Genomic DNA, 14,316 nt, shown 5'->3' on the forward strand with positions numbered 1-14,316 from the left:
CAGACATACAGAAAATGCTATCCGTAAGAAAATAAGCAATGTCCATAACCATTTCCGAAAACTAATGTATGTCATACTTTCTCACCGATGATAATGTCTGTACTTTTATTAGAAACTGCTATGACAGCCCCGGATAAGGCAATGTATGTGTCGGGGACGACCCCGGAATTTATGGAGGGATCGTAAGCGACACGTTCTTTGCCGCCGTGGGCCGTATCAAACGGAGAGTGGCGCGGCGGCTCAAATTCCATATTAAGGAGCAGGCGTTAAGAACAAGGGCTGTCGATTAGAAGTCTTGTGTGTGCGACAAGCCTGTCGCAATCTCACAAGGCGTATGAGGCAGCCGGTGTTCCGCCGGCTCCCATAGTCGGCGTGCGGTCGGAGGGTGTCAGTGAAGCCTGCTTCGCCGTCACCATCTGACGGCATAGCCGACGACAACACCGTGAGCCGTCACGCCTCTCGCAGTTTCCGCAGTGCTTCCCTATTGAGATGAGAGTTTTGTGCTCTAATCTGATTTACGTTTGTATTCCATAAATCCTGTAAATTTGCAGTAAATTCGGAATGGAAAACGGACAATCATTCTTAAATGCTCATTTACGCAGTGCGTGAACTATAAGGTGACTGAATCTCAATATATTTTTGTAACTTTGCATATACAATCCCACTGAATTTATGACGATTGATTTAGACTACATAGAGCATTTGGCTGAAAACCATGAAGGTGTTGATGTCGAATTTAAGGAAACCACCGGACAGCTTAACCGTGGCATGGAGACATTATGCGGTATGTTCAACGGCTCCGGAGGTGTCGTTGTGTTCGGGGTATCGAACAAAGGCAAAATCATCGGACAGGAAATCGGCGACAAGACCACCCGTGAAATCGGGGAGGCAATCAATAAATTCGATCCGGCGGTTGACATTCAACCGATATATGTGCCGGTTGACAATTCCGACAAGTATGCCATAGTATTCCGGACAGATGGATTGGAGAGTGATAAGCCTTATATGTGGGATGGCAAACCATATCGCAGACATGACAGCGTTACAAGTGTCATGCCCCGCGAGAAATTCATCCGGCTTCATGAGCTTCAGCGCGGATTGAAATACAAATGGGAGAATGAAGTGAATCAGAATCTGACCATTGATGATCTTGATGAACAGCTCATACACAATGTAATCCAGAGCGCTGTAAGGCGAGGCCGACTATCAAACGATGCCCTTAATGATACTGTGCCCATCGCTTTGTCACGACTAAATCTGACTAAAGACGGAGCTGTATGCAATTCAGCGGCTGTATTGTTCGGGAAAGTTTTTTCCGATTATCCACAATGCAGGTTACGCCTTGCGCGGTTCAAAGGGGCCAGCAAGCAATATTTCATCGACAACCAACAACATGAAGGTAATATCTTTGAGTTGGTGGATGCGGCTATGGCTTTCTTCTTCAAGCATCTCAACCTTTCGGGTACGACGCATAATCGACTTTACAGAGAGGATAATCTTGAGATTCCGTATGATGCTTTGCGTGAAGCAGTTGTCAATGCATACTGTCATATGCGATGGGGATATGAGATCGCTACTGTGGGTATTGCGATTTACGATGACTGTATAGTAATTGAGAATGCTGGTCGCTTCCCAGTCAGAATCTCGCCAAACACTCTGATGCGTAAGGAGGAAGAAGATCGTAAAAATACCTCAATGCCTCCGAATCCGGTAATTGCCAATGTCATGTATCTTGCCGGCCTCATCGAACATTGGGGGCGTGGATTGTCAATGATGGCAAGACAATGTGAAGGTGCTGGATTGCCTGCTCCGGAATTCTATTGTGACGGTACTATCGTCAAAATTACTTTTATGCGTCCCAAGAACACAGTGGACGTAAGTAGTAGCGCAAATAGTAGTGCAAGTAATAGTGCAAGTGATAGTACAAGTAATAGTACAAGTAATAGTACAAGTGATGGTACAAGTAGAGGTTCAGCTGCTGCAAGCTTGACCAAAGAGGGTAGGACAATCAAAATGTCTATATTGAAACTAATTGGGATAATAGGAGAAGATTGGTTATCCCTACATGATATACTTGGAATCATGAGGCTTACGTCAAGGTTTTCATTTACAAAAACTTATCTAAAACCTGCGATATCGGCAGGTTTAGTTGCACTTGAAAATCCGGATAGCACGAATGCTCCAAACCAGAGATACGGATTGACTTTGAAAGGCAAAGCATTGTATTATGAACGTCTCTATAACGAAAATGATGTTCAAAATGACCTGCAAAGAATAAAAGTTGACCCGCAAACCGATTTAGAGGGTCAAAATGACCTTCAAATAGTGGAAGATGGCCCTCAAAAACATGCTGTCATCCGAGCAATCAAAGAAAACAATGGAATCAGTCGCGCTGAGTTGGCTCGAATTGCCGGATGCTCAGAGAGTACAATCAAACGACGGATGAAAGAGTGGAATATTGCATGGCTTGGTCATCCTAAAACCGGCCATTGGGTATTTGTCAAGGATATTCAATAACCGATAGAGATGGATGTTTCCCGTGAAAATATTACCAGTTGGAGGATTCCTGGCATTGTGATCATTAAATAGAGATATGGCAAAGAAGGGTAAGAATAAAGTAACTGTTCCAACCAAGTATGCAGAAGTGAAAGTCAATCATGGCATTTTTGAGGACTATCTTCAATATGGCCCCCAATATGATACCGTCAATGATTGTCCAGTCATACCCGGCGAAACGGAGTTTGTTCCAAGACAGCGACTGGGAAAACTCTCGAAAAGCATGAGGAATGTTCTTCGGGAATATATGAGCCATGCCGTTACTGAGTATTGGGAGGCGCATAGACAGATTCCGGTTGACGGTGACCTGAAGCAACTTCGTAAACTGGCACTTGACACTCTACTGGGAGAGTTTCATATCTATGTAAAGGATGATAAGGAAACCTCTCTCTTCCTTAATGACACAGTCGCTGTCACAATCAATAGAATCCTCAAAAAAGAGAGTCTATAAGTCAGAAAAAGGGAGACATCCTGTTGTGAATATCAATAACAATGTACTGATGATAGAAGTCTGGTTAGGGACTTTTATGTTTTCGTATTCATCAATGCACAGCATGACCCGATAAATATTACTCTCGGATGTATAGAATTTTTAACCCTGAAAACAGCCTGAAATCAGACTATTATAGCTACTTTTGCGTTGTAGATATACGAAGAACATTGAAATGTCCGGGTGTGCAAAAAGGGAACATCCATGATTTTCAAGTAATCTAAAGTGTTGACAGACAGCATAGTTGACTTCGTTTCGGGTAAATCTCTCCGGGGTCACAAAGCAGTCAGCACATCGCTGACTGCTTTTTTATTGCCCAAGCCCCATCCCGCCGCATTTTTTCTGAAAATTCATGTACTTGAATTTTCAGAAAAATGCCCCCAATATATTATCTTTGTATTATAATACCAATGAACTTACATTCACGGTGGCTAATAGCCGCTGACTATTATTTAAATAATTCATAATTGTAAGTTTTTTGGTTAATTAGGAGGCTGTGTCGTAATAAGATTTACGGTGCAGCTTTTCTTTTTAAGCTTTGAGGTTTCAATTATGAACTAATTGGGACTAATTGCAAAAAAAGTATGCAGAAATAATGTACCACTTTTTTAGTGGTATATTGCCATGGCAGTGGTATAACTGTTGCCATTCTATTTTATTTACACCACTTTTGGGCGCATGGAGGTGTAGGGCTGTGGAGGATGCGGAGTGGGTTAGGGATTTTTCTTGGGGGTGTATTTGGATTGGACGAGGGTGTAGGCGCGTTGGACGAGGGTGTAGATTTCGGGGTCGGGGATGTCGCCGTTGAGGTTGAGTTGTATCCAGTGTCTAAGGCTCTGATTGAGAGGGTTGCTCACCGATAGGTGCCGGTTGCGTATTTCCGCTATTTCTTCGGGGGTTGACTTGACTGTAACCGATGTGAAATCGTCCATATCCACGAAGCAGAACATGTGATCGAGTATATAAAATACAAGGATGGAGTCGTAGCGACGGGCAAATTTGCCGAAGGGCGTTTTCTCGGTAACGCCGTCCATTGACAGGCAATATTCACGGAATTCTTCGATGTTCATAGTTTCGGGTTGTTGGATAACGGCGGTCTTTATCTTGTCGGTTAATTAAATATAAATTGATTTGAGTATATAAAAGCGGCGTTTTCGTCACATTCAGCTGGCATTTGGCTGTATCAGGCTGAATTTGACGCGCTTTATAATTGCAAAATTAATAAAATATCGGATATTGCGGATGTGTTGCGGTGTTTTTCCGCATTTGTGGGATTGTGGGATAATTTGTAACTTTGCACCCGCTATGACACAAAGGACTAAAAATATACGCAATATGAATAAGCACGCCGAGTCAAGGATGTGCCGCATAGTCTTTGTGCATTGGTTCAGCGGATTCATCTAAATCAAGGAATGTTTTTACAGGAGCGTTGGCTCCTTGACAATGCCTTGACAGCCTATGCCATAGACTGTCAGGGGTGATTGCTATTTGTATTATTACGCATTATAACATTCCTTTAATATTATGTTTATGGTTTTATCATTACTGATGCTCGGCATGGGCATCGGCTGTGTGCTGCGCCGCTTCCGCTGTTCGGCCGACACATCGCGTTCTGTTTCAATAACTATTGCAGCCTTGATATTCATTTTCGGAACGGGAGTCGGTTCCAATAAGGCTATTCTCGACAATATAGGCAACATAGGAGTTCCGGCACTGGTGATCTCGATACTTGGAATATCGGGAAGCCTTGTCGCCGCATACGGATATGACCGTTTCTTCGGCAAGAAAGGAGGTGAGAAATGAGCGTAAAGCACATTGCCGAAATACTTTTCCTGCCGTCGCTCCTTGTCGCAGGTATAATTATTGGCTTTTCGGGTATTGTCCCCCAATGGCTTACCGACGGCGGATTGTCATCGGTTCTGCTCGGTCTGCTGGTGTTTCAGGTGGGGCTTGGGCTTGGCTCTCGCCGTGATTTTACGGAGATATTGCGCACAGTCAGCTTCAAGACTCTGCTGCTGCCGCTCTTTACAATCACAGGCACGCTGATAGCCACCGCTGTGGCATTTTTCATCATAAAAGGCATCAGCTTAAAGGATTGCCTTGCCGTGGGGAGCGGGTTCGGATATTACTCTCTGTCATCGATGCTCATTATGCAGTTTAAGTCGGCGTCGGGGGCTGAGGCTGCCGGAATGTTGGCTACCACGGCCTTGCTTGCCAATATCATCAGGGAACTGGCGGCGTTGGTGTTCTGCTCCTTCATCTCGAGGAGCGGTCGTGGCATATCGGCTATATCTCTTGCCGGAATAAATTCGATGGATGTGTGCCTTCCGTCCATATTGTCGGACCGTAGTCGCAATAATCTTATGCCGTTGGCTATAATCCATGGGATTATTCTTGAAATATCGGTTCCGGTGCTCATCTCGATATTCTGTTAGGGCAGGGTAGGCTGTCGAGGTGAAATGAATTTTTTGCATTAAAAAATGTGCTTCGCGACATTATGGGGTGAAATCGGGCGCTTCGGCCTACTATCTTTGCTGAAAAAGATAATACCATGGAAAACGCCGAAACGCCCAAGAAGAAGAGAGTCTACAAGTTGAAGTTTGACCAACTTTGGGTCGATGCCATCAATCAGATACCGGTGTACTATCACAGCGAGATTTACTACTGGATTGATTATTATCAGAATCATAACGATAGCGATATAATAGGCACGATGAGCGATGACTTGGTGCGCACTTTGTTTATGCTCATCTATCCTACAATCAGGCGTCGTCGCCTTGCCCGTCAGCGTCAGCGCCGTTACTGTGAGCGCAAGAAGGCCGCCCGCCTTGCTGCCGAGGCTTCCGCACAGCCTTCTGCCGCTTCTAAGCCTTCTTCTCCTGCCGTGCAGCCTGAACGTGCCGCCCAAGATGGTCATTCCTCTGCTGTGAAGCCCGATTGTCGTCGTGACGGTTGCCGATCGACACAGCCGTGTGCGCAAGGGCCGCATCAGCAGGTGGCGCGCGGCAATGACGACCCTCAGCTTGAGGAGCGTATCAGGCGTCTATTGGAGTTTTGCGATAAGATATGTCCTCCCGATTCCTGCTACTATGTAGAGGCCGATGCGTCCTTAAACAGCGGCTAACCTGCGTTGTGCTTGTGTCGGCGGGTAATTGTAATGCCAAAATAATCTAAAAAGCTCATCAGGGCATTAGTTTTTTTTGCGATAGAGTTGCATAATTCAAAAAAAGAACGTAATTTTGCATCGCAATTTACGGAAAGCCGTAAATCTCCTACTAAATAATGCTTCAATAGCTCAGTCGGTTAGAGCATCTGACTGTTAATCAGAGGGTCGTTGGTTCGAGTCCATCTTGAAGCGCAAAAAGGCAGGGATTGGAAATTAATACGAAAGCTTCAATAGCTCAGTCGGTTAGAGCATCTGACTGTTAATCAGAGGGTCGTTGGTTCGAGTCCATCTTGAAGCGCAATTCCGATTTCCGGTGAAAAAGGTCGTCCGATATTCGGGCGACCTTTTTATTTGTATCCTATACCCGGTGATGTTTGTGCAACCCGCAAGGGGTTGTGGAGCATGGACGCGGCCTGTCCACGGGTAGGGCTGTCGCCCAACCCGCGGTTAAGTACATGTAATGCCTGACGGCATATTCTGCCCTGCGGGGTTGTGCAGCGTGGGTTGGAGCGAATTGGGCGGTTGATTTTGTGGGTGATTCAAAATAAATATTTAACTTCATGGATTAATCTTAAAATGACCATATTAATCTTAAAATGACCATTATGAAACATGTGCTATTGAAGTGTTTTGCACCATTGGGCGTTATGGCGATGGTGTCGTGTGCCGCCGAGGCACCGAGCGAAGGCGAGTATAAGCCGCGAGTGGTGATATTGACGGACATCGCTCCCGTGGAAACCGAACCCGACGATATGGAGTCGATGGTGAGGCTGCTTTCCCATGCCGACCTTTATGAGATTGAGGCGATAATAACCGCATCGGGGTGGAACAGCGGCGGTCGCGAGTACCCCGAGGAGTGGGGGCAATATCTTCAGACGGTGATCGGTGCCTACGAAAAGGATTTGCCCAATCTTATGAAGCGTTCCGAGCAGTCGGAGTTCAAGCCGCTTGCCGAGGAGGCTGACAAGCAGATGATCGGCTATTGGCCGAGCGCCGACTACCTGCGCAGCCGTGTGTTCAGCGGCAGCAAGTATCTCGGAGTGTCGCATATCGGAGCCGATAACGTTTCGCCGGGCAGCGACTACATACTTTCGCTTGCGCGTGAGGATGACGAGCGCCCGCTGTGGGTTCTCGTGTGGGGCGGAGGCAACACCGTGGCTCAGTCGCTGTGGCAGGCACGCAACAGCGATGACAAGGAGCTGCTCGGCGATGTGCTCGACAAAATCAGAATATACACTATCACCGACCAGGATGTCGACTGGATCAAGAGGGCGCAGCACGACCTAAGTTCCCATCAGTGGATGAGGGAAGAGTTTGGCGACAGCCTCTTCTTTATATGGGACGAGAGCGCATGGCTGTCGCAGAATGAGATAGGCGCAGCCCATTGGCCCGAATATGAGCAACACATACAGGGCAAGGGCAACATGGGTGCTGTTTATCCCCGTTACCGCTGGGGAGTCGAGGGCGACACTCCGTCGTTTCTCTACGTGATGCCCACGGGTCTTAACGACCCCGAGAATCCTTCGGATATAAGCTGGGGCGGATATTTCAAGAGCGGTATGACAGCCGACAGCGTTACCAACTGCTACACCAACATCTCACCCGAGGTAAAGGCTGTGTCACGTAAATATGAGGAGCTTTTCTATCCGGCCGTGTTCAACAACTTTGCCGCCCGAATGGCCTGGGCTCACGAAGGTAAGGGCAATCGCAATCCGGTGTCCGTGGTCAACGGCAAGAAGGGGCTTGCGCCAATCGTGATCAATGCACGCGGCGGTGAGTCGATAACGCTCGATGCGTCGCAGTCGACCGATCCCGACGGCGACAAGATAAATGTCAATTGGAGCCTGTTGCCCGAAGCCGGCAACGCTGATGTGGAGGGTGTGGTGATCGCCGATCCCGACAGCCCGAAGACCGAGCTTACATTGCCCGCGCTCGACAAGGGCAGCCTGGTGAATGTGCTGTGCACGGTAACCGACAACGGCACTCCCGTGCTGACATCCTATCGACGGGTAATCATCGACATCGAGTAGCGACCGGCCCCCAATCAGCCGGGTTGTAATGGAAACGGGGAGGTGCACCTGAAGGTGCATCTCCCCGAAGTTTATTCTTAAGCTATGTATACTGTTTTATTAGTCGATAAGCTGATCGGCCTTGTAACCGCCCATCTCACGGATGGCGTTCTTAAGCATTACATATTGCTCGAAGAGGTTGTTTACGGGTATTTCGTTCTTTGTATAGTCGTGCATCGGGCTCTTGAGGAAGAAGCTCAGGAATGACTGGATGCCGTAGCGTCCGCAACGTGCTGCGAGGTCGCTCAACAGAACGAGGTCAAGACACAAGGGAGCTGCAAGGATTGAGTCGCGGCAGAGGAAGTTGATCTTGATCTGCATCGGATAGCCCATCCAGCCGAAGATGTCGATGTTGTCCCATCCTTCCTTGTTGTCGTTGCGCGGAGGATAGTAGTTGATACGTACCTTGTGGTAGTAGTCGGTGTAGAGGTCGGGCTGCTTTTCAGCAACGAGGATTGACTCGAGAGTTGAGAGCTTGCTCACCTCCTTGGTGCGGAAGTTGGCGGGTTCGTCGAGTACAAGACCGTCGCGGTTACCGAGGATGTTGGTTGAGAACCATCCTGCGAGGCCGAGGCAACGTACACCGATGATGGGGGCGAAACCTGACTTAACGAGGGTCTGGCCGGTCTTGAAGTCCTTACCTGCGATAGGCATCTTGGTCTTCTCGGCGAGCTCCCACATAGCGGGGATGTCGACAGTTGTGTTGGGGGCACCCATGATGAAGGGAGCGCCTTCGGTAAGTGCTGCATAAGCGTAGCACATAGAGGGAGCGATGTTCTCGCGGTCGTCGGCCTTCATAGCGGCTTCGAGATCGGCGAGCTTATAGTGTACCTTCTCGTTTACGGGAACATAAACCTCAGTAGAAGCAGCCCAAAGCACAACTATGCGTGCGCAGCCGTTGGCTTCCTTGAAGTCGCGGATATCCTTCTTAAGTTCCTGAACCATGTCCCAGCGGGTCTTGCAGTCCTTAACGTTGTCACCGTCAAGACGCTTTGCATAGTTGTGGTCGAATGCAGCCTTCATGGGCTTGATCTTCTCGAGCTCGTCCTTAACGGGGAGGATGTCCTTCTCCTTGAGAACTTCGGCGTTCATAGCCGATTCAAATGCGTTGGCGGGATATACGTCCCAAGCTCCGAACACGATGTCGTTGAGGTCGGTGATGGGAACAATCTGGTTGTATTTGAGGTATTTCTTGTCGGCACCTTCTCCAACACGCATTACATCATATTGTGTCATTGAGCCAACGGGCTTGGCAAGACCCTTGCGAGTCATCAATACACCTGTCATAAAAGTTGAGGATACGGCTCCAAGTCCTACTACGAGAACGCCAAGCTTGCCTTCGGCTTTCTTTACTTCAATCTGATTCATGATTGTGAGGTTAATTTTTACGGTTTAAGTATTTAAATTGTTGTTTTATTCACTTGCATAATGAAAATTACGCGCTCATCCGATGCCGGTAGCAGCGAAAAAGCGCGTAAAAGTAATCCTTATTTTTCAAATGTAAAAATATTTTTCAGCTAACTTTCCTTATTTTTCGTAAAGAATAGTTAAATATAGGGACGATGTGTTAATTTAGTAAAATTTACATTCACATCTCGAATAATAATGTTAACGGATTATAACGCTGCATCGAGTACATCAGCCAGTTTTTTGATGATCGAGGGGTGCATCACGGCATCTTCGTCGGCGGTCCAGCCTTTTCCTTTGAGCCAGGCAACCTTGCAGCCGATGCTTTCGGCGGGCACGATGTCCTTTTTATAGGAGTCGCCCACCACGAGCACTTCTTCGGGCTTCAGGTGCAGAGCTTCGACTCCGAGGCCGAATATGCGCGGGTCGGGCTTGCGCACGCCCACAATGGCGCTTTCTATTATATCCTTGAAATAGTGGCGCAGGTTGAAATCGCGCAACACGCTCTCGACATTGCCGTAGAAGTTGCTCACAAGCACCATGGGATACTTCTCGTAGAGTGCCTCAAGCGTGGGGCGTGCCTCCTCGATGCATTGGCGTGCCTGATCGTAGCAGTACTTTGCAATGTCGGGTGCAAGAGTGTCGACGGCCTCGCGCTTTATGGCTCCGTTGTCGGCGAGATGCGTCAGCTCGATTTTCATCTTCTTGAGCAGGAGCACGTAGAAGTTGTCGTCGGGCATTATGTGACGAACTTTGGCAAGTTCACGCTCGGCATACACGTAAGCCTCACGGAATGTGTCCTTGTCGATTTCCACTCCCGATGCCCGGTAGCCGTCCCATATAATTTCGCTCCAGTGGGTGCCGCGGCTGTCGATTGTGCCGCCGTAGTCAAATATTATACCTTTAATATTTTCCATCCTCAAGCTCTTTAGTGAATGTCTTGCAAATGTTTTCGTGGCGTATCACCATTCCGGCCAGCAATATGTTGAGCACCGTCAGCTCAAAGGCGAAGTAGAGCCAGGGCATCTGCAGGAAGAGCGATGCAAACAGGGCTATCGTGCGCCAGTTGAACGACAGGATGTTGGTGTACTTCATCAGCGGCAGGCTCTTGGCGCGGAATGCGTCGCGGAACGACTGCGGGATGCGTCCGTCGGGGAACCGGCGTTTCAGCTCGGCGCGCAGTGCCTGCATGCGCGGGGTCCAAGCCTCCTGGTTGATGGTGTAGTTGGTGTAGAAGGTCAATGTGAGCTTCTTCCAGAAGTTGTGTTTCCACGACAGCTCGGCGAGCTTGCTCTTGAGGTCGGCGGCCGATTCAAGTTCGCTGCCGTCCTCGCCCTTGAGGAAGTAGAGGTGGAACTGGCGGTAGTAGTCGGCCATTGCAGCCTGCTTGGCATGGCATATTCCCGTAACGACGGCGGTGACCCATATCACCCAGTGGTGCTGTGAGAAGAATTCCGATGTGACATTGGTGCGGAGGCATATAGCCACGTATATCGTAGCAAACCAGAAGTCGCCCGACAGTCCGTCGAGTATTCGTCCTATGCGTGAATATTGCTTGGTCATTCGGGCCAGCTGTCCGTCGGCCGAGTCAAATGAGTTGGCCCATATCAGCAGCAACATTCCTATCACATTAAGCCACAGATCGTTGAAGTAGAACATCACTCCGGCGCCGATGCCGAGGAATATCGATGCTATGGTTATGGCGTTGGGGGTTACGCCGAGCTTCTTGGCGAGGCATGCCCACATGTAGCCTATCGGGCGATAGAACGCGAGGTCGATGTGCTCCTCGGTGTCCATCGACTTGAGGCTGTCGCGATAGCTTGATGTGGACGGTTGTGCGTTATTTATCTGTTGCTCCATAGCCATTATTTGCGTTTTTTGATTTCGTTGAGGATGCACTTGGCTATGTGGGGCGCCGCTTCCTGACGGCAGGGAGCGAAGCTTGGCCAGTCGTTGAAGTCGATGATGCGAATGTCGCCTTCGGGGCTTATTATGCAGTCGCCGCCGTAGACCTTCACATCGAGAACCTCGCTCGCGTTCTGGCAGATGGCGCGCAGCTTCTCCTTGTCAAATTCGAGTCCCTGCGACTTGCCGTTGATGGCTTCGTGGCCGTACTTGGAGTGGCCGAGGTCGAAGGGGTAGAACCAGAAGAAGAACGGAGTGCCCTGAACGCCGTAGAACTTTATGAGGTCGCCCACGAGGTGACGGTTGATGACGGCGCGCTTGATGCCGCGCAGGAAGTATTCCTGGAGCACCTCCTGAGCCTCCTCGGGATGACGCACGTAGCTCACGTCCTCCTTGTGCATGGCGTGGAAGTCGCCGCGCTTGATCCAGCACTGCGTGAATCCGGCTTTCTTGAGGGCTGCGGTTACGCCTTCGTCGGTGTTTACGATGAGGCTTTCGGGGTAGGGGATGTTGGAGCCTACGAGTATTCGTGTCATGCGCTCGCGGGTGCAGTTCTCGATTCCGAATCCCGAGTTGATCACCAGGGCTCCTTTCTGCTCGAGTTCCTGAAGCTTGTGTATCGACTTCATTTCGCGGCACATGTTGACGATGACCGGTTCGGTCACTTCGTCGGCAATGAACTGCTCTTCGCTGTAGATGTTCACTATGCATCCGCGTTTGCGCAGATGGTCGGCAGCTGCATTGAATATGGCGGCGTCGTTGCCGATGTGGTTTGGCGAGTAGGCGCCGGCACGCATGATGCCGGCAATCGTTATTTCAGCCATTTTAATAATATGTTACAATGATTGATTCGAGTTGCTTGTTGGCGTGGGCTTATGCGTTCCCTTCGGCGATGAATCGCTCGGCGGTGGCAATGTCGCCGGCATGGTCGACATCGACAATCTTGCTGAAGGGGTAGGCCTTAAGTCGCAGGCCGCCCTCCACGAGTGCGCGCTGGTAGTTGCGCATGCGGCTCACTCCGCGCTTCATGCAGTCGTCGAGAATGTCGAGCGCGGGGGCTGTGAGGCCGTATATTCCGCCTGAAATGTACTTCACTCCGTCCCAGGGGTTGTCGCGGAACGCCGTAATGAACATATCGTTGTCGACATCGATGTAGAGTGGCTTCTCGTCGTCGATAAACGATGTAACGGCCATGTATCCGTCGGCGCTGTCGTCATGCTCGAATGCGTTGACATATTGGCGGAAGTCCTTTTCGTGGAATATGGTGTCGACTGTCGTCAGCACGAATTTTCCTGTGGCGGGGAACTTGCGGCTCACTTCCCAGAAAGAGTGCATCGAGCTGGGTGTCGACTTCACGGTGAGGTAGAGCGGCACGGGCAGGGTGAGGCTTTCGATGTATCGGCGCACCTCGGTCATCTGCTCGTTGACGATAATCGACAGCGACTCGGCGTTGCAGTCGAGCATTATGTCGATGAGTCGTTTTATCATGGGGGTGCCGTTGAGCTCTACGAGCGGCTTCGGGCGCTCTACGCCCTCCTGAGCGAGGCGGCTGCCTTCGCCGGCGGCTATTATGGCGTAATTCATTTTATCTTGTTTTGTGGGTTGATTAGTCGTTTTCGCTGTCATCCTTGGTGAGGTCAAGCACAACGTTGTCCTTGCTCTTGTCGAAGTACTGCTTGCGCAACGGATTGCGGTAGGCGCGGTCGTGGCGCAGGCGGTTGCGGTAGATGTCGATAGCCATGTATATGGCGCTGCGCATTGACTCGGCCGATGCCATGCCCTTGCCGGCAATGTCAAATCCTGTCCCGTGGTCGGGCGAGGTGCGCACGTAGGGAAGTCCGGCGGTGTAGTTTACGCCCTGGTCCATGGCGAGAGCCTTGAACGGTGTGAGTCCCTGGTCGTGGTACATGGCAAGGATGCCGTCAAACTTCTCGTAAGCTTCCGAGCCGAAGAATCCGTCGGATGCGTAGGGGCCGAAGGCGAGAATCTTCTCGTTGGCAGCCTCTTCGATTGCCGGGATTATTACATCGCGCTCCTCGGTGCCGAGCAGTCCGTTCTCGCCGGCATGGGGATTTAGCGAAAGCACCGCTATGCGGGGGCAGTCGATGGCGAAGTCACGCTGCAGCGAGCGGTTGAATATGCGCAGCTTCTCGAGTATCGCCTCCTTGGTTATGGCCGATGGCACCTTGGCCAGCGGCATGTGGGCTGTCACGAGGGCCACGCGGATGTCTTCGGAGCAAAGCACCATGAGGCTCTTGTCGCCGTCGCCTATCGAGGCTTCGAGGTATTCGGTGTGGCCGGGGAAGGTGAATGTTTCGCTCTGTATCGTGTCCTTGTTGATGGGTGCTGTCACGAGCACATCGATGCTGCCCGAGCGGAGGTCGGTAACGGCGCTCTCAAGCGATGCGAAAGCGGCCTGTCCGGCTGTCTTTGATGCCACTCCGGGCTCAATCTTGGTGTCCTCGGGCACAACGTTTATTATGTTTACTTCGCCGTCGCGTGCATCGTCGGCCGACGGAACCTGAACCAGGTTTATTGGGGCTATGTCGAGCCCTTTACGGTAATATGCGGCTATCTTTGCCGAACCGTAAATCACGGGGGTGCAAAGTTCCACAAAGCGTGGGTCGTCGAGGGCCTTGAGTATCACCTCGTAGCCAATTCCGTTTATATCGCCTTGGGTTATTCCCACTTTTATCTTTCGGTTGTCCTTCATTGTTGTAGTT

At 50.0% G+C, this 14,316-nt stretch carries 13 protein-coding genes and 2 tRNA genes; 8 read left to right on the plus strand and 7 right to left on the minus strand.

The genetic code is table 11. The annotated features are described in order from the left end of the window. The first annotated feature begins 672 nt into the window (after window positions 1–672). Window positions 673–2,517: an ATP-binding protein gene (locus E7746_RS14275; protein WP_136411249.1), complete on the plus strand. Its 1,845-nt coding sequence runs from the start codon at window positions 673–675 to the stop codon at window positions 2,515–2,517. Window positions 2,518–2,593: 76 nt separating this feature from the next. Next, the gene (locus E7746_RS14280; protein ID WP_136411250.1) at window positions 2,594–3,007 is read left to right on the plus strand and encodes a hypothetical protein; all 414 of its coding nucleotides are present in this window, start codon (window positions 2,594–2,596) and stop codon (window positions 3,005–3,007) included. Between the two features lie 752 nt (window positions 3,008–3,759). On the opposite strand, the gene E7746_RS14285 is transcribed toward E7746_RS14280, so the two are convergent. Then, window positions 3,760–4,116: an MmcQ/YjbR family DNA-binding protein gene (locus E7746_RS14285; protein ID WP_136411251.1), complete on the minus strand. Its 357-nt coding sequence runs from the start codon at window positions 4,114–4,116 to the stop codon at window positions 3,760–3,762. A 460-nt stretch (window positions 4,117–4,576) separates the two neighbouring features. Here E7746_RS14285 and E7746_RS14290 point away from each other — a divergent pair, with 460 nt between their 5' ends. The 6 genes from E7746_RS14290 (at window position 4,577) to E7746_RS14315 (ending at window position 8,242) form a co-directional block, all read left to right on the plus strand. After that, entirely contained in the window at window positions 4,577–4,849 is a 273-nt protein-coding gene (locus E7746_RS14290; protein WP_168184408.1) for a LysO family transporter, read from the plus strand. Further along, the gene (locus E7746_RS14295; protein WP_136411253.1) at window positions 4,846–5,481 is read left to right on the plus strand and encodes a lysine exporter LysO family protein; all 636 of its coding nucleotides are present in this window, start codon (window positions 4,846–4,848) and stop codon (window positions 5,479–5,481) included. The genes E7746_RS14290 and E7746_RS14295 overlap by 4 nt, the downstream gene beginning before the upstream one ends. Window positions 5,482–5,597: 116 nt before the next feature. Further along, window positions 5,598–6,170: a hypothetical protein gene (locus E7746_RS14300; protein WP_136411254.1), complete on the plus strand. Its 573-nt coding sequence runs from the start codon at window positions 5,598–5,600 to the stop codon at window positions 6,168–6,170. Window positions 6,171–6,330: 160 nt separating this feature from the next. Further along, window positions 6,331–6,404, plus strand: a tRNA-Asn gene (locus E7746_RS14305). A gap of 32 nt (window positions 6,405–6,436) precedes the next feature. After that, a tRNA-Asn gene (locus tag E7746_RS14310) sits at window positions 6,437–6,510 on the plus strand. A 307-nt stretch (window positions 6,511–6,817) separates the two neighbouring features. Continuing rightward, window positions 6,818–8,242: a DUF1593 domain-containing protein gene (locus E7746_RS14315; RefSeq protein WP_202877159.1), complete on the plus strand. Its 1,425-nt coding sequence runs from the start codon at window positions 6,818–6,820 to the stop codon at window positions 8,240–8,242. A gap of 99 nt (window positions 8,243–8,341) precedes the next feature. Here the strand turns inward: E7746_RS14315 and E7746_RS14320 are convergent, their stop codons facing one another. The 6 genes from E7746_RS14320 to pdxA form a co-directional block, all read right to left on the minus strand. After that, complete coding sequence (locus tag E7746_RS14320) at window positions 8,342–9,649, minus strand: inositol-3-phosphate synthase (RefSeq protein WP_136411255.1); 1,308 nt, start codon at window positions 9,647–9,649, stop codon at window positions 8,342–8,344. A gap of 248 nt (window positions 9,650–9,897) precedes the next feature. After that, on the minus strand, window positions 9,898–10,605 hold the full coding sequence (locus E7746_RS14325; protein WP_136411256.1) for an HAD family hydrolase: 708 nt from the start codon (window positions 10,603–10,605) through the stop codon (window positions 9,898–9,900). Continuing rightward, window positions 10,592–11,548: a CDP-alcohol phosphatidyltransferase family protein gene (locus E7746_RS14330; protein ID WP_136411257.1), complete on the minus strand. Its 957-nt coding sequence runs from the start codon at window positions 11,546–11,548 to the stop codon at window positions 10,592–10,594. The genes E7746_RS14325 and E7746_RS14330 overlap by 14 nt, the downstream gene beginning before the upstream one ends. Window positions 11,549–11,553: 5 nt before the next feature. After that, complete coding sequence (locus tag E7746_RS14335; protein WP_136411258.1) at window positions 11,554–12,417, minus strand: ATP-grasp domain-containing protein; 864 nt, start codon at window positions 12,415–12,417, stop codon at window positions 11,554–11,556. Between the two features lie 49 nt (window positions 12,418–12,466). Further along, window positions 12,467–13,177: an NTP transferase domain-containing protein gene (locus E7746_RS14340; protein ID WP_136411259.1), complete on the minus strand. Its 711-nt coding sequence runs from the start codon at window positions 13,175–13,177 to the stop codon at window positions 12,467–12,469. A gap of 22 nt (window positions 13,178–13,199) precedes the next feature. Beyond that, window positions 13,200–14,306 carry a 4-hydroxythreonine-4-phosphate dehydrogenase PdxA gene (gene pdxA / locus E7746_RS14345; RefSeq protein WP_136411260.1) on the minus strand — a complete coding sequence of 369 codons (1,107 nt, stop codon included), beginning with the start codon at window positions 14,304–14,306 and terminating at the stop codon, window positions 13,200–13,202. Window positions 14,307–14,316: the final 10 nt, after the last annotated feature.

Source organism: Muribaculum gordoncarteri, from assembly GCF_004803695.1.
Taxonomy (GTDB): Bacteria; Bacteroidota; Bacteroidia; order Bacteroidales; family Muribaculaceae; genus Muribaculum; species Muribaculum gordoncarteri.

Bases quoted from the DNA above. Each gene is read 5' to 3' on its own strand.
- E7746_RS14340 (WP_136411259.1), bottom strand. From the start codon at position 13,177: ATGAATTACGCCATAATAGCCGCCGGCGAAGGCAGCCGCCTCGCTCAG.
- E7746_RS14325 (WP_136411256.1), bottom strand. From the start codon at position 10,605: ATGGAAAATATTAAAGGTATAATATTTGACTACGGCGGCACAATCGAC.
- E7746_RS14320 (WP_136411255.1), bottom strand. From the start codon at position 9,649: ATGAATCAGATTGAAGTAAAGAAAGCCGAAGGCAAGCTTGGCGTTCTC.
- E7746_RS14300 (WP_136411254.1), top strand. From the start codon at position 5,598: ATGGAAAACGCCGAAACGCCCAAGAAGAAGAGAGTCTACAAGTTGAAG.
- E7746_RS14295 (WP_136411253.1), top strand. From the start codon at position 4,846: ATGAGCGTAAAGCACATTGCCGAAATACTTTTCCTGCCGTCGCTCCTT.
- E7746_RS14285 (WP_136411251.1), bottom strand. From the start codon at position 4,116: ATGAACATCGAAGAATTCCGTGAATATTGCCTGTCAATGGACGGCGTT.
- E7746_RS14335 (WP_136411258.1), bottom strand. From the start codon at position 12,417: ATGGCTGAAATAACGATTGCCGGCATCATGCGTGCCGGCGCCTACTCG.
- pdxA (WP_136411260.1), bottom strand. From the start codon at position 14,306: ATGAAGGACAACCGAAAGATAAAAGTGGGAATAACCCAAGGCGATATA.
- E7746_RS14280 (WP_136411250.1), top strand. From the start codon at position 2,594: ATGGCAAAGAAGGGTAAGAATAAAGTAACTGTTCCAACCAAGTATGCA.
- E7746_RS14315 (WP_202877159.1), top strand. From the start codon at position 6,818: ATGAAACATGTGCTATTGAAGTGTTTTGCACCATTGGGCGTTATGGCG.
- E7746_RS14330 (WP_136411257.1), bottom strand. From the start codon at position 11,548: ATGGAGCAACAGATAAATAACGCACAACCGTCCACATCAAGCTATCGC.
- E7746_RS14275 (WP_136411249.1), top strand. From the start codon at position 673: ATGACGATTGATTTAGACTACATAGAGCATTTGGCTGAAAACCATGAA.
- E7746_RS14290 (WP_168184408.1), top strand. From the start codon at position 4,577: ATGGTTTTATCATTACTGATGCTCGGCATGGGCATCGGCTGTGTGCTG.